The sequence below is a fragment of the Desulforamulus putei DSM 12395 genome (genome assembly GCF_900129195.1).
Classification (GTDB): Bacteria; Bacillota; Desulfotomaculia; order Desulfotomaculales; family Desulfotomaculaceae; genus Desulfotomaculum; species Desulfotomaculum putei.
The window spans coordinates 56,036-76,014 of the sequence record NZ_FQUY01000008.1 but is presented as its reverse complement, the minus strand read 5'-3'; the positions used below and the strand labels follow the sequence as shown (position 1 = coordinate 76,014).

Annotated in this window: 23 protein-coding genes; 16 read left to right on the top strand and 7 right to left on the bottom strand. The window is 47.5% G+C overall.

Annotated elements, in window-relative coordinates:
* Nucleotides 1-20: 20 nt before the first annotated feature.
* The 14 genes from nifD (at nucleotide 21) to BUB67_RS07145 (ending at nucleotide 12,285) form a co-directional block, all read left to right on the top strand.
* The gene (gene nifD / locus BUB67_RS07205) at nucleotides 21-1,640 is read left to right on the top strand and encodes a nitrogenase molybdenum-iron protein alpha chain (RefSeq protein ID WP_073237974.1); all 1,620 of its coding nucleotides are present in this window, start codon (nucleotides 21-23) and stop codon (nucleotides 1,638-1,640) included.
* A complete protein-coding gene (nifK, locus tag BUB67_RS07200) occupies nucleotides 1,634-3,025 on the top strand; it encodes a nitrogenase molybdenum-iron protein subunit beta (RefSeq protein WP_073237971.1) in 1,392 nt (463 codons plus the stop codon). The genes nifD and nifK overlap by 7 nt, the downstream gene beginning before the upstream one ends.
* 56 nt (nucleotides 3,026-3,081) lie before the next feature.
* Entirely contained in the window at nucleotides 3,082-4,434 is a 1,353-nt protein-coding gene (gene nifE / locus BUB67_RS07195; RefSeq protein ID WP_073237968.1) for a nitrogenase iron-molybdenum cofactor biosynthesis protein NifE, read from the top strand.
* Nucleotides 4,435-4,500: 66 nt separating this feature from the next.
* Complete coding sequence (locus BUB67_RS07190) at nucleotides 4,501-5,877, top strand: nitrogenase component 1 (protein WP_073238086.1); 1,377 nt, start codon at nucleotides 4,501-4,503, stop codon at nucleotides 5,875-5,877.
* The gene (nifB, locus tag BUB67_RS07185) at nucleotides 5,858-6,805 is read left to right on the top strand and encodes a nitrogenase cofactor biosynthesis protein NifB (RefSeq protein ID WP_084127666.1); all 948 of its coding nucleotides are present in this window, start codon (nucleotides 5,858-5,860) and stop codon (nucleotides 6,803-6,805) included. Before BUB67_RS07190 ends, nifB begins: the two co-directional genes overlap by 20 nt.
* Nucleotides 6,806-6,838: 33 nt before the next feature.
* Complete coding sequence (locus BUB67_RS07180) at nucleotides 6,839-7,465, top strand: Fe-only nitrogenase accessory AnfO family protein (RefSeq protein WP_073237965.1); 627 nt, start codon at nucleotides 6,839-6,841, stop codon at nucleotides 7,463-7,465.
* Nucleotides 7,466-7,548: 83 nt separating this feature from the next.
* A complete protein-coding gene (locus BUB67_RS07175; protein ID WP_073237962.1) occupies nucleotides 7,549-8,418 on the top strand; it encodes a beta/alpha barrel domain-containing protein in 870 nt (289 codons plus the stop codon).
* 281 nt (nucleotides 8,419-8,699) lie between these two features.
* Nucleotides 8,700-8,870, top strand: a complete 171-nt coding sequence (locus tag BUB67_RS16380) for a hypothetical protein (protein ID WP_159431816.1) — start codon at nucleotides 8,700-8,702, stop codon at nucleotides 8,868-8,870.
* 6 nt (nucleotides 8,871-8,876) lie between these two features.
* Nucleotides 8,877-9,140, top strand: coding sequence for a hypothetical protein (locus tag BUB67_RS07170; protein ID WP_143157016.1), 264 nt, complete (start codon nucleotides 8,877-8,879; stop codon nucleotides 9,138-9,140).
* 18 nt (nucleotides 9,141-9,158) lie between these two features.
* Entirely contained in the window at nucleotides 9,159-9,518 is a 360-nt protein-coding gene (locus BUB67_RS07165) for a hypothetical protein (protein ID WP_073237956.1), read from the top strand.
* Between the two features lie 190 nt (nucleotides 9,519-9,708).
* Nucleotides 9,709-10,248 (top strand): stage II sporulation protein R, encoded by a 540-nt coding sequence (gene spoIIR / locus BUB67_RS07160; RefSeq protein WP_416358829.1) that lies wholly within the window; start codon nucleotides 9,709-9,711, stop codon nucleotides 10,246-10,248.
* Nucleotides 10,249-10,450: 202 nt separating this feature from the next.
* A complete protein-coding gene (locus BUB67_RS07155; RefSeq protein WP_238456980.1) occupies nucleotides 10,451-10,687 on the top strand; it encodes a hypothetical protein in 237 nt (78 codons plus the stop codon).
* Nucleotides 10,688-10,710: 23 nt separating this feature from the next.
* The gene (locus tag BUB67_RS07150; RefSeq protein ID WP_073237950.1) at nucleotides 10,711-10,992 is read left to right on the top strand and encodes a hypothetical protein; all 282 of its coding nucleotides are present in this window, start codon (nucleotides 10,711-10,713) and stop codon (nucleotides 10,990-10,992) included.
* A 177-nt stretch (nucleotides 10,993-11,169) separates the two neighbouring features.
* On the top strand, nucleotides 11,170-12,285 hold the full coding sequence (locus BUB67_RS07145; protein WP_073237947.1) for a cache domain-containing protein: 1,116 nt from the start codon (nucleotides 11,170-11,172) through the stop codon (nucleotides 12,283-12,285).
* Between the two features lie 653 nt (nucleotides 12,286-12,938).
* Here BUB67_RS07145 and nrfD read toward each other — a convergent pair.
* Genes nrfD through BUB67_RS07125 form a run of 3 tightly spaced genes read right to left on the bottom strand, consistent with a single transcriptional unit; the run spans nucleotide 12,939 to nucleotide 16,492 of the window.
* The gene (nrfD, locus tag BUB67_RS07135; RefSeq protein ID WP_073237941.1) at nucleotides 12,939-14,084 is read right to left on the bottom strand and encodes an NrfD/PsrC family molybdoenzyme membrane anchor subunit; all 1,146 of its coding nucleotides are present in this window, start codon (nucleotides 14,082-14,084) and stop codon (nucleotides 12,939-12,941) included.
* A gap of 36 nt (nucleotides 14,085-14,120) precedes the next feature.
* Nucleotides 14,121-14,906 (bottom strand): 4Fe-4S dicluster domain-containing protein, encoded by a 786-nt coding sequence (locus BUB67_RS07130; protein WP_073237938.1) that lies wholly within the window; start codon nucleotides 14,904-14,906, stop codon nucleotides 14,121-14,123.
* Between the two features lie 29 nt (nucleotides 14,907-14,935).
* A complete protein-coding gene (locus BUB67_RS07125) occupies nucleotides 14,936-16,492 on the bottom strand; it encodes a [FeFe] hydrogenase, group A (RefSeq protein WP_073237935.1) in 1,557 nt (518 codons plus the stop codon).
* 675 nt (nucleotides 16,493-17,167) lie between these two features.
* Here BUB67_RS07125 and BUB67_RS07120 point away from each other — a divergent pair.
* Both BUB67_RS07120 and BUB67_RS07115 read left to right on the top strand, forming a co-directional pair.
* On the top strand, nucleotides 17,168-17,800 hold the full coding sequence (locus BUB67_RS07120; RefSeq protein WP_073237932.1) for a hypothetical protein: 633 nt from the start codon (nucleotides 17,168-17,170) through the stop codon (nucleotides 17,798-17,800).
* A 59-nt stretch (nucleotides 17,801-17,859) separates the two neighbouring features.
* Complete coding sequence (locus tag BUB67_RS07115; protein ID WP_073237929.1) at nucleotides 17,860-18,081, top strand: hypothetical protein; 222 nt, start codon at nucleotides 17,860-17,862, stop codon at nucleotides 18,079-18,081.
* 40 nt (nucleotides 18,082-18,121) lie between these two features.
* Here BUB67_RS07115 and BUB67_RS07110 read toward each other — a convergent pair whose 3' ends face one another.
* The 4 genes from BUB67_RS07110 to BUB67_RS07095 all read right to left on the bottom strand — a co-directional run bounded on the left by BUB67_RS07110 (nucleotide 18,122) and on the right by BUB67_RS07095 (nucleotide 19,934).
* Nucleotides 18,122-18,361 (bottom strand): YkvA family protein, encoded by a 240-nt coding sequence (locus BUB67_RS07110; protein ID WP_200798142.1) that lies wholly within the window; start codon nucleotides 18,359-18,361, stop codon nucleotides 18,122-18,124.
* 185 nt (nucleotides 18,362-18,546) lie between these two features.
* On the bottom strand, nucleotides 18,547-18,735 hold the full coding sequence (locus BUB67_RS07105; RefSeq protein WP_073237925.1) for an indolepyruvate ferredoxin oxidoreductase subunit alpha: 189 nt from the start codon (nucleotides 18,733-18,735) through the stop codon (nucleotides 18,547-18,549).
* 396 nt (nucleotides 18,736-19,131) lie between these two features.
* The gene (locus tag BUB67_RS07100) at nucleotides 19,132-19,395 is read right to left on the bottom strand and encodes an alpha/beta-type small acid-soluble spore protein (RefSeq protein WP_073237922.1); all 264 of its coding nucleotides are present in this window, start codon (nucleotides 19,393-19,395) and stop codon (nucleotides 19,132-19,134) included.
* Between the two features lie 197 nt (nucleotides 19,396-19,592).
* Nucleotides 19,593-19,934, bottom strand: a complete 342-nt coding sequence (locus BUB67_RS07095) for a phage holin family protein (RefSeq protein ID WP_073237919.1) — start codon at nucleotides 19,932-19,934, stop codon at nucleotides 19,593-19,595.
* Between the last annotated feature and the right edge of the window lie 45 nt (nucleotides 19,935-19,979).

Sequence of the window (19,979 nt, the reverse complement as noted above, 5' to 3'; positions counted from 1 at the left end):
ATGAAAAGGAGGTGTGGCAGATGGCTGTTAACGAGAAAGTGCTGGAGGAATTGTTAAACCGGTACCCGGCCAAGGTAAAGAGAAATCGCAAAAAGCATATCATCATCAAAGATGCCGCCCTGGCCCGCCAGGAGATTGAGGCCAACACCAGAACCATTCCCGGCATTATCACCAACCGCGGCTGTGCCTTTGCGGGCTGCAAGGGGGTTGTGCTGGGACCCTTAAAGGATGTGGTTCATATTGTACACGGGCCCATCGGCTGTGCCTATTATACCTGGGGGACCCGGCGCAATAAGGCCAAATCCGAAGATCCCACCAAAAATTTCATCAACTACTGTGTATCCACCGATATGCAGGAAAGTGATATCGTGTTTGGTGGTGAGAAGAAACTGGCCCGCATGATTGATGAAGTAATGGAGATTTTTAAGCCCAATTGTATTACTATTTCCGCCACCTGCCCGGTGGGGTTAATCGGGGATGACCTGCAGGCAGTAGCCAAAGCAGCCCAGGAAAAGCACGGCGTTCCGATCCTGGCCTTCAACTGTGAAGGTTACAAAGGTGTCAGCCAATCTGCCGGGCACCACATTGCCAATAACGGCCTGATGGAGGGGATTATCGGCCAGGGGGATTGGGAAGAGGCCCCCGGTAAGTACCCTATTAATATCCTGGGCGAATACAACATTGGCGGCGACAGCTGGGAAGTGGAAAGAATTTTAAAGGAAATAGGCTATACGGTGATTGCGGTGATGACCGGGGATGGTTCCTACGAGGAACTGAAAAATGCCCATGTGGCGGAACTGAACTTGGTGCAGTGCCACCGCTCCATTAACTATATTGCCGAAATGTTGGAGATCAAATACGGTACCCCCTGGCTGAAGGTGAACTTTATTGGTATCCAGGCCACCATCGATTCACTGCGCAACATGGCCCTGTACTTTGGCGACCCGGCCTTGATTCAGAAAACCGAAGAAGTCATTGCCAGGGAACTGGCTAGGGTGGAGCCGATTATTGAGCAATATAAGAAGATCTGCCAGGGAAAGACCGCCTTTTGCTTTGTGGGAGGTTCCCGGGGACACCATTACCAGGGACTGTTTGCCGAGCTGGGCATTGAGACGGTGCTGGCGGGCTACGAGTTTGCCCACCGGGATGATTACGAAGGCCGGGCGGTTATTCCCGAGATTAAACCGGATGCCGACACAAAAAATATTCCGGACCTGCATGTAACACCGGATGAGAGAAGGTTCCGGCTGAAACTCTCCCCGGAACGGATGGAAGAGTTAAAGAAAAAAATTCCCTTGAGTGACTACAAGGGTATGAACATCGAGATGAAGGACGGCAGTGTTATAGTGGATGATCTGAACCACTTTGAGACGGAAGAATTTATCAGGCTGTTGAAACCGGACATTTTTTCCTCCGGCATCAAAGACAAGTATGTGGTGCAAAAAATGGGCATTCCGTCCAAGCAGCTGCACTCCTATGATTACAGCGGCCCCTATGCCGGTTTTAACGGCGCCGTCAAGTTTGCTGAGGATATCACCATGGCTTTTGTCTCACCCACCTGGAATTTCATTACGCCGCCCTGGAAGAACAAACCCCTGCTGGAAGGAATCGTTGCGGAAGGAGGATGCTCAGAATGCTAGACTGCACACCAAAGGAAATCAAAGAACGTACCGGAGGCGTCATCAACCCGGCCAAGACCTGCCAGCCCATCGGAGCCATGTACGCCGCCCTGGGCATCCACAGGTGCCTGCCCCACAGCCATGGTTCCCAGGGTTGCTGCTCTTACCACCGGATGCACTTAACCAGGCATTTCCGGGATCCTATTATGGCTTCCACCAGCTCCTTTACCGAGGGAGCCTCGGTCTTTGGCGGCGGTGCCAACTTGAAAACAGCCATAAAAAACGTGTTTGCCATCTACAATCCGGATATTATGGCGGTGCATACCACCTGTTTGTCCGAAACCATCGGCGACGATCTGCCCACCATTATCCGTACCGCCGAGATTCCCGAAGGAAAGCTGGTGATTCATACCAATACGCCCAGTTACCAGGGTTCCCATGTTACCGGCTTTTCCAACATGACCAAAAGCATGGTGAATTACCTGTCGGAAGCAACCCTGGAAAGCAAGAAAGAGCAGGTTAATATCATCCCGGGTTTTGTCAATCCCGGGGATATGAGGGAAATTAAAAGGATTGTAAATACCATGGGAATTAAATTCATCATGTTTCCGGATACCTCCGGGGTGGTGGATTCACCCATGACCGGGGAGTATGTCATGTATCCCCGGGGCGGCACCCGGCTGGCAGACTTAAAAGATACGGGAAATTCCAAAGTAACCATCGCCCTAGGCAGTTACGCCTCCGCCGACGCGGCCGGTCAGTTGGAAAGAAAGTGTGGCGTGCCGGCCGTTATTTTAAAAACACCCATCGGTATCAAAGCCACCGACCAGCTGTTGATGGCCCTGCGGAGTCAGTTTGCTGTAGAAATACCCTACGAACTGGAAGAGGAGCGGGGCCAACTGGTGGACATCATGACCGATACCCATTTCCACTTCCACGGCAAGAAAGTAGCCATCTTTGGCGACCCTGATATCGTGCTGGCCATGACTGAATTTGTCTTGAGCCTGGGGATGCAACCCATTCATGTATTAACCGGCACACCCGCCACCGGTGGCGCCATCGGCACCATGGTGGGCAATTTTGAAGTTGAGGTGCAGGAACTGCTCCAAGAAGCGGGCATCACAGGAAAAGTCAAGGCCGGCGGCGACCTTTTTGAACTGCACCAGTGGATCAAGAACGAAAAGGTGGACCTGTTGATCGGCAACACCTACGGCAAGTATATCGCTCGGGCGGAAGACCTGCCCTTTGTGCGCATGGGTTTCCCCATCCTGGACAGAAGCATCCATTCCTATCTGCCGGTGGTCGGTTATAAAGGGGCCATGCGGCTACTTGAAATGATCAGCAATGCTTTACTGGAGCGGGCAGACAGGGATGCCAGAGATGAGGACTTTGAACTGGTGATGTAACAGGATAGGAGACCCAGGTCTCCTGATCGGAACCATTACCTGTTTGGGAAGGAATGATGGATGTGCGGCAGGCCGTAATATGGGATTCGGTCCTGAAAGAAAGAAAAGAGTCCATTATCACCAAGGGGAAGCAGAAAAACCGGCTCAAATGCGACACCGACAGCGTAGCGGGGTGTGTCAGCCAGCGGGCCTGCGTCTACTGCGGAGCCAGGGTTGTCTTAAACCCGGTGACAGATGCCATCCATCTGGTGCACGGCCCCATTGGTTGTGCCAGTTATACCTGGGACATCCGGGGCAGTCTCAGCAGCGGGTCGGAGTTGTACCGGAACAGTTTTTCCACCGACTTGCAGGAACAGGATGTCATTTTCGGCGGTGAAAAGAAATTGGCCCGGGCCATCGATGAACTGGTTGCCCAATATCCCGCCAAAGTGGTGTTTGTTTATGCCACCTGTATTGTGGGGGTGATCGGCGATGACCTGGAGGCGGTTTGCAAGGCAGCGGCGGCAAGGCATCAAATTGAAGTGATTCCCGTGCAGTCCAGCGGTTTTGCCGGCAATAAAGCCGCCGGTTACCGGGCTGCCTGCGACGCGCTGCTCCGGCTGATTCAGCCAACCCAAACCGGCATCTCTGCCAGGGCCAACACCATCAATTATTTGGGGGACTTTAACCTGGCCGGAGAAGTGTGGATTATAAAAAACTACCTCAGGCAGATCGGTGTTGAAGTGAATGTGGCCTTTACCGGCGACTCCCACTACGAAGCATTGAAAAACGCCACCGCTGCCTCCCTCAATATCATCCAATGCGCCGGTTCTATGATTTACCTGGCCCAAAGGATGAAAGAACTGTACGGCATTCCCTACCTCAACGTTTCATTTCTGGGACTGCAAGACACCGCTGAATCCCTGAGAAAGATTGCCTCCCACTTTGGCGACGAGGAAATGCAACGCCGGGTGGAAGAGCTGGTGGCCAGGGAAACGGCCAGGGTGGAACCCACTCTGGAGTGGTACCGCCGGCGGCTGCAGGGAAAAAAAGCGGCCATTTACGTGGGGGGAGGGTTCAAGGCCATTTCTCTCATAAAGCAGTTTCGGGAAATCGGCATTGATGTGGTGATGATCGGTACCCAGACGGGACGCAAGGAAGAATATGAGATCATCCATGAACTGGTGGATGACGGGACGGTCATTCTGGATGACGCCAACCCGTCGGAACTAGAAAAATTCATGGTGGAAAAGGGTGCCCACCTGCTGGTGGGAGGCGTCAAGGAAAGGCCCCTAGCCTACAAGCTGGGCATCGCCTTTATCGACCATAATCACGACCGTAAGCATCCCTTGAGCGGTTTCGTGGGAGCGGTCAACCTGGCCAAAGAGGTGTATACCACCCTTTGCTCCCCGGTCTGGCAATATGTATAAGGAGGGTAGAGGCCTGTGGGAAAAAAACATACAAGTTGCCGCAATGTCAATGAAAACCCCTGCAACATGTGCATGCCCATGGGAGGCATTTTGGCCTTCAAAGGACTGGAACAGTCCATGGTGATGCTCCATGGCTCCCAGGGTTGTGCCACCTACATGCGCCGGCACATGGCCGAGCATTTTAACGAACCCATTGATGTGGCCTCTTCCTCATTGAATGAGAAAGGCACCATTTACGGGGGGGAAAAGAATTTAAAACAGGGCCTGGACAATATGATTAAAGCCTACCGTCCCGGGGTCATCGGCATCCTTACCACCTGCCTGGCGGAAACCATTGGTGAAGACATCGACAGGATCAGCCAGGAGTACCTGAGGGAAAAGGGATACGGTGATTTGCCGGTGGTTACCGTTAACAGCCCCGGTTACGGGGGCACCCATACCGAGGGCTACTGGTTAACCCTGAGAAGAATTGTTGCCAGGTTGGCCCAAAAGACCGGGGCCAACTCCAAAATTAATGTGATTATTCCCAACCTGAGCCCGGCCGATATCCGGGAGATAAAGAGGATTTTACAGTTAATGCGGGTGGACTACATCCTGCTGCCCGATTATTCCGATACTCTGGACCGCCCCTATCAAAAACCCTACCGCAAGATACCCGAGGGCGGCACCAAACTGGCAGACATTGCCGCCATGGGCGGCGCCGCAGCCACCATTCAGTTTGGCCTTACGGTGGATGAGAGCATGTCCCCGGGTCACTATTTAGAGAGCCGGTTCGGCGTTCCCCTGTATAATCTGCCGGTGCCCATGGGGGTTGAAAATACCGACATGTTTATGAATATGCTGATGAAACTCACCGGCAACCCGCTGCCGGCCTGTCTGGAGCAGGAGCGGGGCAGGCTGCTGGACTGTATGATTGATTCCCATAAATACAATGCCCGGGGGCGCAGCGTCATCTTCGGCGAGCCGGACAATATCTACGGAGTGGCCAAAATCTGCCTGGAGAATGGCATTTACCCGGTGGTGGTGGCCACCGGCAGCAAAAACCCCCTGCTGGTGAAACTTCTGGCAGAAAAACTGGCCCACTCGCCCCTGCGATGTACCGTATTAACAGGAACGGATTTTACCACCATTCGCAAACAAAGCAGAGGAAAAGCCAACATCGCCATTGGTTCGTCGGATGGCAGATTTCTCACCGAGAAGGAAGGCATCCCCCTGGTGCGGTACGGCTTTCCCATCCACGACCGTACCGGCGGTCAGCGTCTCCTCTCGGTGGGCTATGCGGGTACCACCCAGTTTCTGGACAGGATCACCAATACCCTGCTGGAACACAAACACAAGCATTACCGGAAATCCATGTATGAAATGTTTTATCTCAACAACCAACCGGTTGAGGAATTTTTTCTGGAAAGTAGTGGTGAGCAGCATGACGTGTTTATGCAATAAGAACCCTGTCATTTGTCAAACAGCCGGTGACCCCCTGGAACAAACCCGCAGGCATCCCTGTTATTCCCGGGAGGCCCATCATCAATATGCCCGCATGCACCTGCCGGTGGCGCCCCAATGCAATATCAGCTGTAATTACTGCAACCGTAAGTACGACTGTGTCAATGAAAGCAGGCCCGGTGTCACCAGCGAGATCTTAACACCGGTGTTGGCGGAACAAAAATTCGTTGTGGTTAAAGAAAAAATCCCCAACCTCAGCGTGGTAGGGATTGCCGGGCCCGGGGACGCCCTGGCCAACTGGGACAATACCCGGGAAGCCATTGAGCGTATCAAACAATCCAACCCGGAGATGATCTTTTGCCTGTCCACCAATGGGTTGCTGCTGCCCCACTATGCCCCGGAAATTGTTGAGCTGGGCATCAAACATGTAACGGTGACCATGAATACCCTGGACCCGGCCACCGGGGCTAAAATTTACCGCCACGTCTATTACCGGGGGGAAAAATATGCGGGCGTTGAGGGAGCCCGTATCCTGCTGGAAAATCAACTGACCGGGATCCGGTATCTGGCTCAACGGGGCGTGCTGGTGAAAGTGAACATTGTGATGATCAAAGGCATCAACGACAGAGAGATTCCCTCCGTGGTTAAAAGAGCTAAACAGTTGGGCGCCTTCATGAGCAACATCATGCCTTTGATTCCGGCAGAGGGCAGCGACTTTGCCCATCTTCCTCCCACCGGCCTGCAGGAACTGAATCAAATGAGGGATCTCTGCCAAATTGATTTGCAGCAGATGCGGCATTGCAAGCAGTGCCGGGCAGATGCCATCGGTCTGCTGGATGAAGACCGCTCCCGGGAGTTTTATACAGGTCAGTCTGTGCAGCCGCCAACACAGAACTCTATGGCCATGGTCAAGAGGCTGGAGATTTAATAATAAAAAACTCCTGGAAAAGGAGGGAGTCTGATGCCCAAAGAAATCGCTGTTTACGTGGGTGAGAACGGAAAGACCGCCGACCTTTATCAACCAGGCAAAGTCATGATCTATCAAAGGATGCAGGGCCGGTGGAGTGTGTCCAGGGAAAAGAACTTTTCCCTGGGCGAAAACTTTACAATTAAGGGTTTACGGGACCAAATGAGCGACCTGATTGATTTCCTCGGCTCCTGTAAAACCTTTGTGGGGCTTTCCGTTACCGGAATTCCTTATTTTGCCCTGGAGAAATCCCGTTGCAGCATCTGGGAATTCGAGGGCAACCCGGTGGAGTTTCTGGATTATATCCTGGCCAGGGAAGAAGAGGAGCAAAGACAAAGGGTGGTGCAAAATCCCGTCAGCCCGCCCGTTCCGGTGGAGACCTTCAGCGGTTGCTACCGCATTTCCATTAAAGAAATTCAAGAAAAAGACCTGGGAGTAACCTCCAAGCAAGCCCTGTTGCCCTTTGTCAGGCAGGGTAAATTCTACTCCCTGGAAGTCCTCTGCAACCACATCCCTCCCTGGCTGGAAAACGAAATCCTGGCCAACGGACTGGAAAGCCGCACGGAAATTCTCGGAAAAAATGAAATCAAATTAATCATTACCAAACCATGCTGCAACTAAAAACCTTTCCCATCAACTGGGGAAAACTTCAATTCAAGTCAAGAACCGTCCCCGCTTGAATTGGCTTGGGAGGGGTGATATACGTGAATACGGTCTGCTTTGTTGATACCACCTTGCGGGACGGGGAACAGGCGGCGGGGGTTGCTTTCACCGTGGAAGAGAAGGTGCAGATTGCCCGGTTGCTGGATCAGGTGGGGGTCTACCAGATTGAGGCGGGCATACCGGCCATGGGAAAGCTGGAGACGGATGCCATCTATCGTATCCTGTCCCTTGATTTAAAAGCCAGGATCTCCACCTGGAACCGGGCCACACTGGGAGATGTCAAGGCTTCCCTGGCCTGCGGCGCCCGACACCTGCACATTTCCGCCCCGGTTTCTGACATTCATATCCGGTATAAATTAAAACGCAGTCGCCTTTGGGTTTTGGACAGTGTCAGAAGGGCCGTCAGTTATGCCAGAGAGCACGGTTGCACCGTAACCATCGGCGCCGAGGACGCCTCCCGGGCTGATATGGGGTTTCTGGTGACATTCGCCCGGTTTGCCAGGGAAGAAGGGGCCAGCCGTCTCCGGTTTGCCGATACCCTGGGCGTGCTGGACCCCTTTATCACCAGGAATAAAGTGACCCGGATCATTCAAGAAGTCGGGATCGATGTGGAGATGCACGCCCATAACGATTTCGGCATGGCCGTCGCCAACACCCTGGCCGCCTACCAGGCCGGGGCCAAATATCTCAGCACCACTGTTTCCGGTCTGGGAGAGCGGGCCGGCAACAGTTCCTTTGAGGAAATGGTAAGGATATTACAGGAGATGAAAGGATTGAAGATTGATGTGGATGATAACAAATTAAATGAACTCATTGACTATGTGGCTGTAGCAGCAAACAGACCTTTTTATCATACTAAAGGGAAGAAAATTAATGCGGGGACGGTACCAATCCGAATCCGTGAAAACTGAATTCAAGTCAAGAACCGTCCCCAAATTGAATTCCCTATTCTACCGTTTAATCTCAGGTTTCCTCCAAAAGTTTAAATCATACCAGGAAAAACCGCATCTATGGTGAAATAGAATATGAGGATCACAACAGACGGTTGGAGGGATAACCTGTGAAGTGTATTTATGAAGATGTTCCTTGCAAATGCAATACCTCCTGTCAGGATGAATGTGATGATTGTTACTGCCTCAAGTGTCCCCTCAGGGAAAGGCCGCCCCATTATTAAAGGTAAAGGTGGGTTTTTATGCAGGCAATTCTGGCAGCCGCCGGCTGCAGGCAGTTGAGTGAAATAAGGGAAATTGTAACCAAACATGGTCAGGTAATCCTTGGTTCCATGGATGGCAGCCGGTTAAACTCCCTGGTGGATGCAGCGGGTGGACGGGAAATCCCGGTCTATTTTTACGAAACAGGCTGAGAACCTTTGCGGAGAATCGTTGCCGTGGGCAATTTGACAGGTGTTTTAACGTTGGATGACCCGGCGGGAGAAGAGGAATTAAAAACCCGGCTGGCCGGGGAATTTGGAGCGAATTGGCAGGCAATGCTGCTGGGGAAAAGCCAACCCTTTTACTACCAACTTTTTAATGATGTTTTCCTGAGAGTAAGGGATGTGGAATTTGCAGATCTGGGGACGGTATTGTCACTGGTTGGCAAGCCCCTTGATGTTTATAACATCATCATCGGTTAAAAGGGAGGTTGGGACAGGATGGAGAGGGAGGCCCCTAAGGTAAAACTGGATACTGTGATCAAACTGTGTACAGAGGGTATAGAGATGCTTTCCCAGGGAAAGGTCCAGGAAACCATCAATGGCCTTATGCACACACTGGAGATGGCCAGACAAATGCTGGCGGTTCATAACGCCAGGGGCGAGGTCTGGATAAGAGCGAGGGTTAAGCTGGGGGATGTGGAGCCGGGTACCCGCGGCCGTTTGATTAGAAATGACGAGAGCGGCATGCTGGTACACTGGGTGGTGCCGGGCAGCCCACGGCCTCTGGTGGATTTATTTTTACGGGACCAGTTCCAGGACTACATTGAGCTGGAAGGTCAATGCGATCACCACCACTAAAGTGTAAAAGTTTACACAGGCTCACCTCTTTGTTTTTTCCCATACCACAGCAAAAACTGTGGTTTTTTGTTTTATGATGTATAAATTTGGCAGGACCTGCACATACTCTTAGTAGTTAATTAGTGTATGTGGGGTGCCTGAGTTGTTAAAGAATGCAAAAAAAATTCATTTTCTTATTTGTTCAATCCTTATTTTGGTTGGACTAGCCTTTCTATCTTACCGGACCTATATCCAGCATGAATTTGCCAGCCAACTGATCCGCTTTCATGTGATTGCCAATAGCAACAGTTTAGAAGACCAAACGTTAAAACTTCACGTAAGAGATGTTATTGTAAAGGAAATGAAAGAACGGTTTCGTCAAGCGTCAAGCAGACAAGAAGCTGAACAAATCGTTCAGTCAAGTATGAATGAAATTAAAGAACTGGCTCAAGCACAAATTAAGCGTGAAGGCAAGGATTATCAAGTGGCCGTAATGATGGGTGATTTTGCCTTTCCCACTAAAACCTACGGTAACTTAACCCTGCCGGCGGGTAATTATCATGCGGTCAGGATTGTCATTGGCGAAGGAAAAGGGAAAAACTGGTGGTGTATCCTGTTTCCGCCCCTTTGCTTTGTGGACAGTGTAGAAACACTGGACAAGGATGAAAAGGCAAAAGGAATAAAGGTGTTTGAAAGGGACAACGTGGAATTCAGGTTAAAATGTGCAGACTTTTTAAAGATTTTCAGTTAACATTGGGCTGGTTGAGGTTGACGGCCCCGTTACTGTATTGCCGGATCGCCCAAAAGAGTGATTATTTATAAAATTTTATGGACTTTCACACTACGGGGTACACTAAACACCAAGTTTATAGTAAAATAAAACCATCCTGTACGAATGAGTTGTTTAACGAAATTTTTAATTCGGTATTACCATTGGAAAGGACAGACAGCTTTTGCAAAATAAAAAACAAAATCAAAAAGCAAATTATTTTGTTTTCATGATACTCATTTTGTATGTAATGGTAGCCTCTTCAGCCCTTAAAAACTTTAATACCTACATACAATCGCTGCAACTAAGTCCGGGAGTGCACTTGGCTGTTTCCATTGGTGCCTTAGGATTGCTGGGTGCAGGACTTGTGCTGCTGAACAGGTGGGTCCAGAACTGGTTACCTAAGAAAATGGATAAATAATCAACACTTGGAGGTATGGTATCATGCAGCACCCGACCAACACCAGAATTATTTTTGCCGACAGCCCGGAAGAAGCAAAACAAAAATATTTGTCCCTGGCCATTAAGACCAAGGACCCCAATCCCGGGGTGGAGGTTCTTAAACCCCTGGAAGACGAAGAGTTTGACATTGATTCTGATATTAACCTGATCGGTGAGGTTTCTGTAGGACCTTCCATCATGGATGAAATCCGTAAAGATCCTCAAAGGGCCTATGTGGTCTACTTCCTGGAAGACCCCAAAAACTTTGTAGAGTCGGCTTCCTAAGATGCCAAGTCCCGCAGCCGTTTTGACTGCGGGCTTTTTTATCTTCTAATGAATACAGATAATTCACAAAATTTAATAAATAAAAGTAGTTTTAATTCCATGAGGCAGGTCTAATTAAATATGCGTAGAATTTTTAATTAATAAAGGAGTCTACGGGACGGGGAGGAGGTACTTCGGTTGCAATCACTTAAACAGCAAATTACCATCCTTGTTGTAGTCGTAACCTTAGTCCTTGCCGTTTGCTTTATGACCGCAGTGGGCCTGCAGATTAAGAAATCCTCGGAACTGGCAGCCATAACAAAGGCAAAAAGCGACATGGCTACAGCAAAGACAATCATTGATTTGAAATATCCCGGACCATGGCGAGTGGTAGACGGTTATCTTTACAAGGGTGACGTAAAAATAAACAATAACTTTGAGATCGTCGATTATATCAGCAGTCTTACAGGAGATACATGCACCCTGTTTCTTGGCAGTACCCGGGTTTCAACCACCATAAAAAAGTCCGACGGTCAAAGGGCGGTGGGCACCCATTCCTCGGATGTGGTAGCAAAAAGTGTTCTTGCCAACGGCAAGGAGTACCTTGGTGAAGCTGAGGTGGTGGGTGAAAAGTATCAAACTGCCTATAGCCCCCTTTATGATGAAAGGGGCAACATTATAGGGATGTTCTATGTGGGTATTTCAAAAAAATTCTATGATGAATTGCTTTACGAGTCGCTTTTACGAATGGCGTTTATAGGGGTTGCCTTAACATTGCTTGTCTTTGTCGGATCACTTTATTTTACTCAGAGATTTATTATAAAACCATTGAAATTGATTACCGCAGAAACGCAAAAAGTTACTTCCGGCAGCATCTCTGCGCCGGTGGAGATAGGAAGCAAAAATGAAATTGGTGAACTGGCTCAATCCTTTAACCAGCTGGTAGAATGGATACAGGCTTTAACCTATCAAATCAGTAAAACAACAGGCGCTACTTTGCCCCAGGCGAATAGCTTTTCTAATGCAGATTTAAAAAATGAAACAGTTTTACCCAACAATCAAAGCAAGGAAGATAGGGAAGACTGGGGTGAATTGCCCAAGGGATTAAATGAAGTTACTCTGCAACAAATTCTGAGTTATTTGAAAAACCGGCAAGGTAATTTATCGGTGTCGGAGATTGCTGAGGAAGTAAAACTTACGAAAGTAACTGTCCGTCGCTATCTTGATTTTATGGAAAAATGCGGCAGGGTCAAAGTGGAAATGCAGTATGGCCCCATTGGCAGGCCATTAAAATTATATACTTTTTTAAAGTAACAATTCTAGGTGGTTTAAGGCATTGGCCTTAAACCATTTTTTGTTTGACAGGCCTTGTTTCAGGAGTAGTTTTCTTAATTTATTTATTTAATTAACTTAATTTTTTTTAAGGGGCAGGCGTTGGAGAATCCTTGTTTTTAAAGGCTTCAGAAATTGCCGATAAAATTAGTTAGAAAATTTAGAATAATACAACATATTTTAATTTTTCATAGTTACATAAAGTTGCCCGCTACACATTGGCACATTACAATGAAATTAATTTGAGCGACAGGTTATTACCGGATGTACCTGGTGATGACACGGGCCGGTTTTGCTAGAAGTTATTGGCAAGTGTGATATGCGTTACTGTTAAGACTGTCCAGGTGAATTAATCTTAACAGTAACCTATCAAATAGACAAAACCCGATTGGTACCGGGTTATATGGGAAAAATGCAGGCGCGGTTTCCGGTCTTTCACAATGATGAAGGTGGTGTCCGGTAAAACACCACCTTCCACCTGGACAAATTGGTTTGCAAACAAAGGAAAAAAAGAAAACCCGACTAGGCTTCGGGTTACATAGAAAAATAAAGCAGGCGCGATTTTTATAACTATTATAAAAGAAGGGCGGGGGGATGTGTCAACCACCGCCCTTCCTACCTAGCACAAGCTTTCGTTAGGCAGCATGACCGTGATGCTCTTCGTGCTCCAGGATTCTGAAGTTTTCAACGATAAAGCAGTAGGCCAGAACACCCATGGCTACCAGGCCGGCGCTGACAGTGAATTCCGCTAAGGAAGGAACGTAAGATACGCCGGTGGATCGGATCATACCAGTAATTACTACGTTCATACGGTTTAACACCACGCCGAGACTTACCAGTAAACCAAAGGTAAATAAGCCGCTGCGGGACGCACTGAAGTTGCTGAAGCAGATAAAGATGGGAATAATGATACCGAAAATCATTTCAATTAAGAACATGTTGGCTTCAAAGGTACCGGAAAACACCAGGTTAAATACGCCGCGATTTGCCAGATCGAAGATTTTCAGTACCAGATATACTATCATAGCATATCCTGAAATTCTTATCAACTTACGCAGGACAGGAATCGGGATCCAGTGGTCGTAAGCCTTACCGGCCAGGGTAGTTTCCACGCAGATCATAGCAGGGCCCACAAAGAAAGAAGACATTAAGAAGAACAAAAAGATAATGGGCGACCACCACAGGGGATACAGCTTATCAACCATCAGCAGGTACAGAGCACCCAGTGAAGATTGGTGCAGGGTGGGGAAAATAATACCAACAATCATCAATACAGGCAGGGCAGCCTTAAAAATATTGTGGAACCTTTTCCCAACACGCTCGGTGGCAATTTCGCCAAACTCCAAAATCTGCACTGTAGTGTAACAGGAAACACACCAGAATACTTCAAACAGTACCGAGGAATGGCCCCAGGATACAAAAGGACGCCAGAAGTTAAACCACTGACCGATATCCAGGAACAGGCCGGCCATGACCAGCAGGTAGCCGATCAAAGAAGTCAGCATGGCGCTGCGGGCGATGGGGTGAAAATAATCCCTGTGCAGTACGTGTACGATTAATGCCGTACCGTAACCGCCGCCGGCTAGGGCAACGCCACACAGTACGTCAAAACCGATCCAGAGGCCCCAGGGCCACTCGTCGTTCAGGTTCGTAACAGTTCCAAGGCCTGTCACAAGACGGTAAATGATGATGGCTGTAGCAACTGCAGATAATAGCAGCAATAATACACGGATTGGAGTAATACGAAAACTCCACTTTTGGGCTTGGGCGTGAGACGCCATAGAGATCCCCCCAGTTCTCTAAATATTGTTGCCTACTCAGGCTTTGATATTTTTATTGTTTTCCTTGGCAATCTGGTTACGGCGCTTGGTGTAGTGGTAGAGACCTGTTAAAACTACGCCCCAGGCGATGCCCACATAGGGAGTGGCATGCATGTAAGCAGCCGTATAGCTGGGCAGGGGACGCTTGGTGACATTGGTCTTAAAGCCTAATTGCTCAAAGGGAATATCCGAGATGTAAATCCACTCGGTGCCGCCCACTTCTTGTTCGCCAAAGATGTGTTTCACGTACTTGGGGTCCTTGGCAATAATGGCCTTGGCTTCCTTTAACAGTTCTTCACGGTCGCCGTACTTGAATACGCCGGCCGGGCAAACGGATACACAGGCAGGAGCTTCGCCTTTGGCTACTTTGTTGCTGCACATCATGCATTTGGTTACCAGCGGGAAAGGTTTCTCCCATTCATATTTCGGAACGTTGAAGGGACAAGCTACCATACAATAACGGCAACCAACGCACAGATGGGGATAGTAAATAACCGGGCCCTCTTTGGTTTTTTGGAAAGCCTTGGCAAAGCAAGCAGAGGCACAGGCGGGTTCCTTGCAGTGGAAGCACTGCTGCTTCACAAAGCGCCAAACGGGTCTTCCTTCTTTGTCTTTAACTTCATGAAACTTAACAACTGTCCAGTTTTTATCGCTCAGTTTAACGTTAGGTCCCACGGTGGGTTGCTTCTCATCCCACTTGGTATCGTTATACAGTTTACAGGCAACGGTACAACTGCCGCAACCCACACATTTGGTCAAATCAACCAGAACGCCTTTTGACATGGAACTTCACCTCCCAAGTTATACAAGAGTTACGCGTCCTTTTTAACAGTCAGCAGCTTGCTGCGATCGGTATAGTGGGTGTGCAGGAGCTCATGGGCCAGGTGACTGTTGGGGTTCTCCAGGAACTTTTGGTAGAGGGCCAAAACCTCTTTGTTTTCGTAACTCTTCCGCTTGGCGTAAATATGAGCATCGGCATTGTAAATGCTGTCGATGCGGGCTTGACGCACCTGGTCAGACGGCGGTAAAGAGGTACGAGGTTGGCCACCGCCACCGATGCAACCGCCGGGGCAGCCCATAAACTCGATAAAGTGCCAGGGAGCTTCCTTCTTGCGAACGGCTTCCAGAACCGGGCGGGCATTGCTTAAGCCGTGTACAACCGCTACTTTCACTGTGCCTACGCCGGGAATATCAACGGCAGCTTCTTTACAGCCCTTCAGCCCACGAATGGGAGTCAGGTTCAGTAAAGCTTCCGGGGGCTCTTGCTTAGTGATCAGGAAGTAAGAGGAACGAATGGCTGCTTCCATAACGCCGCCGGTAACGCCGAATATTAAGCCGGCACTGGTGCTTTCGCCCATCAGGGAATCATACTTTTCATCCTGCAGGGAGTTCAAATCAATACCCTTGCTCTTAATCAAGCGGGCCAGTTCGCGGGTGGTAAGGATCACGTCGACGTCTCTCAGTTCAGTTTTTTTGGCATGCTTGTCGACACTGTTCATTTCCGGACGGGCAGCTTCAAACTTCTTAGCAGTGCAGGGCATAATGGATACCGAGAAGATTTTATCCGGGCTAATACCTTTTTCTTTGGCGTAATAAGTCTTAATCAGAGCGCCAAGCATTTGCTGGGGCGACTTACAGGTGGACATATGGGGCAACAGGTCAGGATAGAAGTATTCACAGAATTTAACCCAGCCGGGGCAGCAAGATGTAAACTGCGGCAGGGGTTCGTGAATTTGACCGGAAATTCTCTTAATTAATTCAGTACCTTCTTCAAAAATTGTGAGGTCCGCCGAGAAGTTGGTGTCGAATACAGCATCAAAACCCAATTTTTTCAGAGCGGCAACCTGCTTGCCTTCAACGAAGGTGCCGGGAGCCATACCAAACTCTTCCCCTAATGCAACCCTGGTAGCAGGGGCGGTTTGCACAACCACGTGCATGTTCTTGTCTGCCAGGGCTTTGACAACCTTGTCAATGTCGTCACGCTCAGTGATGGCCGCAGTGGGACACCACAGGGTGCACTGTCCGCAGTTTACACAGGTAATGTCGTTTTTGATAGGAAGCTCATAGTACCCGTATACAGTCTGGACCCTTTGACAAACCTCTACGCACTGGCCGCACAGAACGCACTTTTTGTCATCCCGGGTAATGGAAGGGTTAGCAGGATCGATGGGAACACGACCCTTTACCTGGACAGGGAAGGAACTGGCAACCTGATACTGTTGCGGCATCCAGCCCTTACCACCGGCGGGATCTGTACTGCAGCCGGCAATGGTTGCAGTGATTCCGGCAAGACCAATCCCCCCCATCATTTTGAGGAAGCCCCGCCTGGTCATTTGCCTTTCTTTTTCTTTGGCCACTTGGTTCTGCATAGGTTTTCCCCCTTTGCTAAAAACTGCTTTTTGCATATGCATGCTAACAACTCTGCTAACAATAATGGTACTAAAGAGTTGTTAGCCAATTGCTTAACTATTCGATAAAAAATCTCTAAATGTTCTATTTGTCACAAAATTTAAAAAACCTTCTTTTTTAGAAAAAATATTAACTATGAAATTTTTAGCAAAAGAATATAACCAGATGTTTAAAGTTGGAAAATTTAAAATATAAATACTAATTAAAATAATTATATTTAATTAGTTTGGTTTGTACTGGAATTAATAGACATATTTTAGGTTACATAACTCAAACCACTTAAGATTTTGTTTTGTAATTTTGCAAGTTCGCTCACCTGCAAAAAAACTATTTATTTGGCAATTCTGTGAAGAAATTTTACAATATGAATCGGCAAGAATAAAAATAAAGTGAAATTAATCACAAAGTTGCCGCAAAGAGGAAGCCGGAAGTCAAAAGATTTTGTTCATAATTTGATCTTAACTAACCTTAACCTTAAATTTATTATAGCACCTGCCTCTTAAAAAACAATAAGAGTTCAAATATTTTTAATAATATCTTCATAGATAGTAAATAATAAGAATTTAGAGGAAACACCGCGGTTAGTTTTTGCTTTGCTTTGGAAGGATTTTGCTGCCTGGTAGGGAATTCTACTTATGTATGCCAGTTATCTTGCAGACAGGGGGGGATTATCCATTATCCCGAATGAAATAAAAAGCAGGAAGTACGGAGAGTATTATATTTTTTATCTTAAAAACGTTAAAGTATTGCGAATTAAATGTGAGCTGGGTCCCCCCGAAATCATTGCCAGTATAAACAGGGAACGTACCGTGAGTTCCCTGGGACAAAAACGTATAAGGGATTTTTTTGAAGGGACCGGTTTTGAAAAAGGCAATGTGGCCAACTGCCAGGTCCAATATTATAAAGAAGGAAAAACGGTCTTTGAAAGCCTTCCCACCAGTGAACGAAAGAAATTTTTGGATTACTGTATGGAGACCGCCCTGCAGGGGGTCCTGGGGGAACTAAATGATATTGTCAGCTACTTCAGCGGGTTGGAAAAGCAGTTTAATGCCTCCATCGAAGAAGGGGCGGAGATTTTTTGTTCAAAGGAATTTGAAGAAAAATACGATATCAGGGAAATGATTGCTGAGGTATCTCATGAACTGGCTCGCATTTATAAAAGCAAGCCCAATCCCAAAGTTGTCCAGTGGGCAGAAATACTCATACATAACTTATTAAAGGACATTTTTAGCCTGGGTTATGCCATTGGTAAAGAAGATATCGAATAGCCGATATAAATAACAAATAAGAATAAAGGGAGAATTTACCGCAGAAAAGGGTGTGCTAAATGGCGGAGAGAGGAAAGGCTACGGGAAAAGTCATTCCATTCATACCAAGGGAAAAACCTAAGCTGAAAAAACTGAACTACACAGACCCGGCCCAGAAACAACTTAGGAGAGAAAGAGAAAAGCAAAAGAAAGATATCCTGGTTCGCAGCAAAGTGATTAAAAATGTAGGGATTTTTGTCGGTCTTTGCGTTGTGGCCTATTTAATAAAAAGTTTTTTATAACAAGAACAAGCGCTCCGCAGGCAGTTACGGAGTGCTTGTTTTATTTTTTGCAGAGATATTGTCTATGGGCCTTTATCACATCATAAATTCGTTTAGCGCACCACAACAGGACAACGGCATCATCGCCTTTGCCTGTTAAAGGAATGAAATCGGGAACAAAATCAATGGGACTGATAATATAAAGCAGACAAATACCGATTTCATACTTTAACCGGCTGGGAACGGCAGGGTTTAACATTGCTTGAAAGAAGAAAAGGATCTTTTTAAAAATATTTAACATTTAACCGCTCCCTTCAGTTCAATTCATATATACTACTTCTTTGTCACCGGGATAAATCCTTTGTTTTTAGTGAAGGAACTTGGTTCTCCTATTCTTTCCTTGTATAAATGTAATTATTTGCCGGACTGAATATATGCCTGAACAACAGAGGGGACGTCACTGTGACGTCCCCTTGCAAATGATGCTTACAGTTCCATGACAGTGAAAGCCTCGCTGGGGCAGATTTCAACACAGGTTTCGCAACCCATGCAGTCTGCAGCGTCCCCGGTTACCTCCGCTTTATCGCCTTCCATGCCGAGAATTTTAGCAGGGCAGGCATCTACGCAGGAACCACAGCCCACACATTTGTCCTGATTGATGGATACCATAAACATGCCAAATACCCCCTTGTACTAGAATTGAATGCAGCTAATCAGAACACAAATAGATTATAAATGAACCAATCAATCAGTGCAATAATTATAAATTGTCTATGATGTTTAATTAAGGTAACTATGTCAGTGAATAAACCTGGGCAATATGATTGCGTGGGCAGAGATAAGTCAATTTCTGCATGGCTTCGGTTTGAGCGCCAACTGAGGTAGATTCTATTGATTTGGCATGTAAGCATTACTTCTTTGAGTAGTTTGCAATTTCCTCTTTTTTCTCGGGAATCGTTAAATAAATCTTATACAAAATAAAACAACGGGAGAGCGCATTCTCTCCCGTTGTCGGTGAGGGCTAAACCGACACCTGTGCTAAAAAATGTGTCGGTTTCCCTTCCGTTCCTGTTAGGATCTTTGACCGATTTGCTCGGTAGGAGCAGACTGAAGAATTTGTGCGGTGTTACCACTGGCCAGAGCTTGCTCAGCATAGGCAACCAGTTTCTTGGTCATGTTACCACCGACATAACCGTTTACGCGGCTGGGCAGAGAACCTTTGTCCATTTGTTGATAGTTGGTAAGACCAAGTTCGCTGGCGATTTCATACTTCATTTGATCCAGAGCGCTGCTGGCACCGGGGGTAACAGGTTGGTTCGTATTACGGCTTGTCATTTTAGATTCCCTCCTTGAATTTTTCTTTATGATGTGGGTCTATCTTTAGTATGATCAAAGAGGGCTCTGAAATACGAGATAAATTATGACAGGATTTATAGGATCAGGGAAGGTTTCCATTTAAAATAATAATTTTTATAGAGGTTATATTGATTTAAGTTATGATTTATATTTGAGAAAGTAACTAGTGGCAGTCATTAATGGTCGTTAAAGATTGCGTTTAGTATCCAGCTTGTAACACCGGTGATAATGGCCCCCACAAAGGCCCCGCCAAAACTGTAGATGTGAAACCCGGGAACGAACCAGGAGACAAGACCAAAGGTGACTGCATTAATCACCAGAATGAATAATCCCAGCGTCACCACGGTCATGGGAAAGGTAAGAAAGACCAGGATGGGCCTGATAAAAGTATTGACAAAACCAAGCAAAAGGGCAGCCAGTATGGCCGAAGCAAAACCATCAATTTTAATGCTGTCAATCAAATAATCCGCTGCCAGCAAGGCGGCGCTGTTTAGAAACAAGCTAAGGATCCAGCTCATTTTATCACCCCGCTTCCATCATAATTTGTCCGGGGATTTCATGTC

Coding starts and splice junctions, on each gene's coding strand:
- BUB67_RS07130 (WP_073237938.1), bottom strand. CDS start 14,906: ATGTCAAAAGGCGTTCTGGTTGATTTGACCAAATGTGTGGGTTGCGGC.
- BUB67_RS07190 (WP_073238086.1), top strand. CDS start 4,501: ATGTGCATGCCCATGGGAGGCATTTTGGCCTTCAAAGGACTGGAACAG.
- nifD (WP_073237974.1), top strand. CDS start 21: ATGGCTGTTAACGAGAAAGTGCTGGAGGAATTGTTAAACCGGTACCCG.
- BUB67_RS07150 (WP_073237950.1), top strand. CDS start 10,711: ATGCAGCACCCGACCAACACCAGAATTATTTTTGCCGACAGCCCGGAA.
- BUB67_RS07165 (WP_073237956.1), top strand. CDS start 9,159: ATGGAGAGGGAGGCCCCTAAGGTAAAACTGGATACTGTGATCAAACTG.
- nifK (WP_073237971.1), top strand. CDS start 1,634: ATGCTAGACTGCACACCAAAGGAAATCAAAGAACGTACCGGAGGCGTC.
- BUB67_RS07180 (WP_073237965.1), top strand. CDS start 6,839: ATGCCCAAAGAAATCGCTGTTTACGTGGGTGAGAACGGAAAGACCGCC.
- BUB67_RS16380 (WP_159431816.1), top strand. CDS start 8,700: ATGCAGGCAATTCTGGCAGCCGCCGGCTGCAGGCAGTTGAGTGAAATA.
- BUB67_RS07100 (WP_073237922.1), bottom strand. CDS start 19,395: ATGACAAGCCGTAATACGAACCAACCTGTTACCCCCGGTGCCAGCAGC.
- BUB67_RS07095 (WP_073237919.1), bottom strand. CDS start 19,934: ATGAGCTGGATCCTTAGCTTGTTTCTAAACAGCGCCGCCTTGCTGGCA.
- BUB67_RS07115 (WP_073237929.1), top strand. CDS start 17,860: ATGGCGGAGAGAGGAAAGGCTACGGGAAAAGTCATTCCATTCATACCA.
- nrfD (WP_073237941.1), bottom strand. CDS start 14,084: ATGGCGTCTCACGCCCAAGCCCAAAAGTGGAGTTTTCGTATTACTCCA.
- BUB67_RS07120 (WP_073237932.1), top strand. CDS start 17,168: ATGTATGCCAGTTATCTTGCAGACAGGGGGGGATTATCCATTATCCCG.
- BUB67_RS07105 (WP_073237925.1), bottom strand. CDS start 18,735: ATGTTTATGGTATCCATCAATCAGGACAAATGTGTGGGCTGTGGTTCC.
- BUB67_RS07125 (WP_073237935.1), bottom strand. CDS start 16,492: ATGCAGAACCAAGTGGCCAAAGAAAAAGAAAGGCAAATGACCAGGCGG.
- nifE (WP_073237968.1), top strand. CDS start 3,082: ATGGATGTGCGGCAGGCCGTAATATGGGATTCGGTCCTGAAAGAAAGA.
- nifB (WP_084127666.1), top strand. CDS start 5,858: ATGACGTGTTTATGCAATAAGAACCCTGTCATTTGTCAAACAGCCGGT.
- BUB67_RS07110 (WP_200798142.1), bottom strand. CDS start 18,361: ATGTTAAATATTTTTAAAAAGATCCTTTTCTTCTTTCAAGCAATGTTA.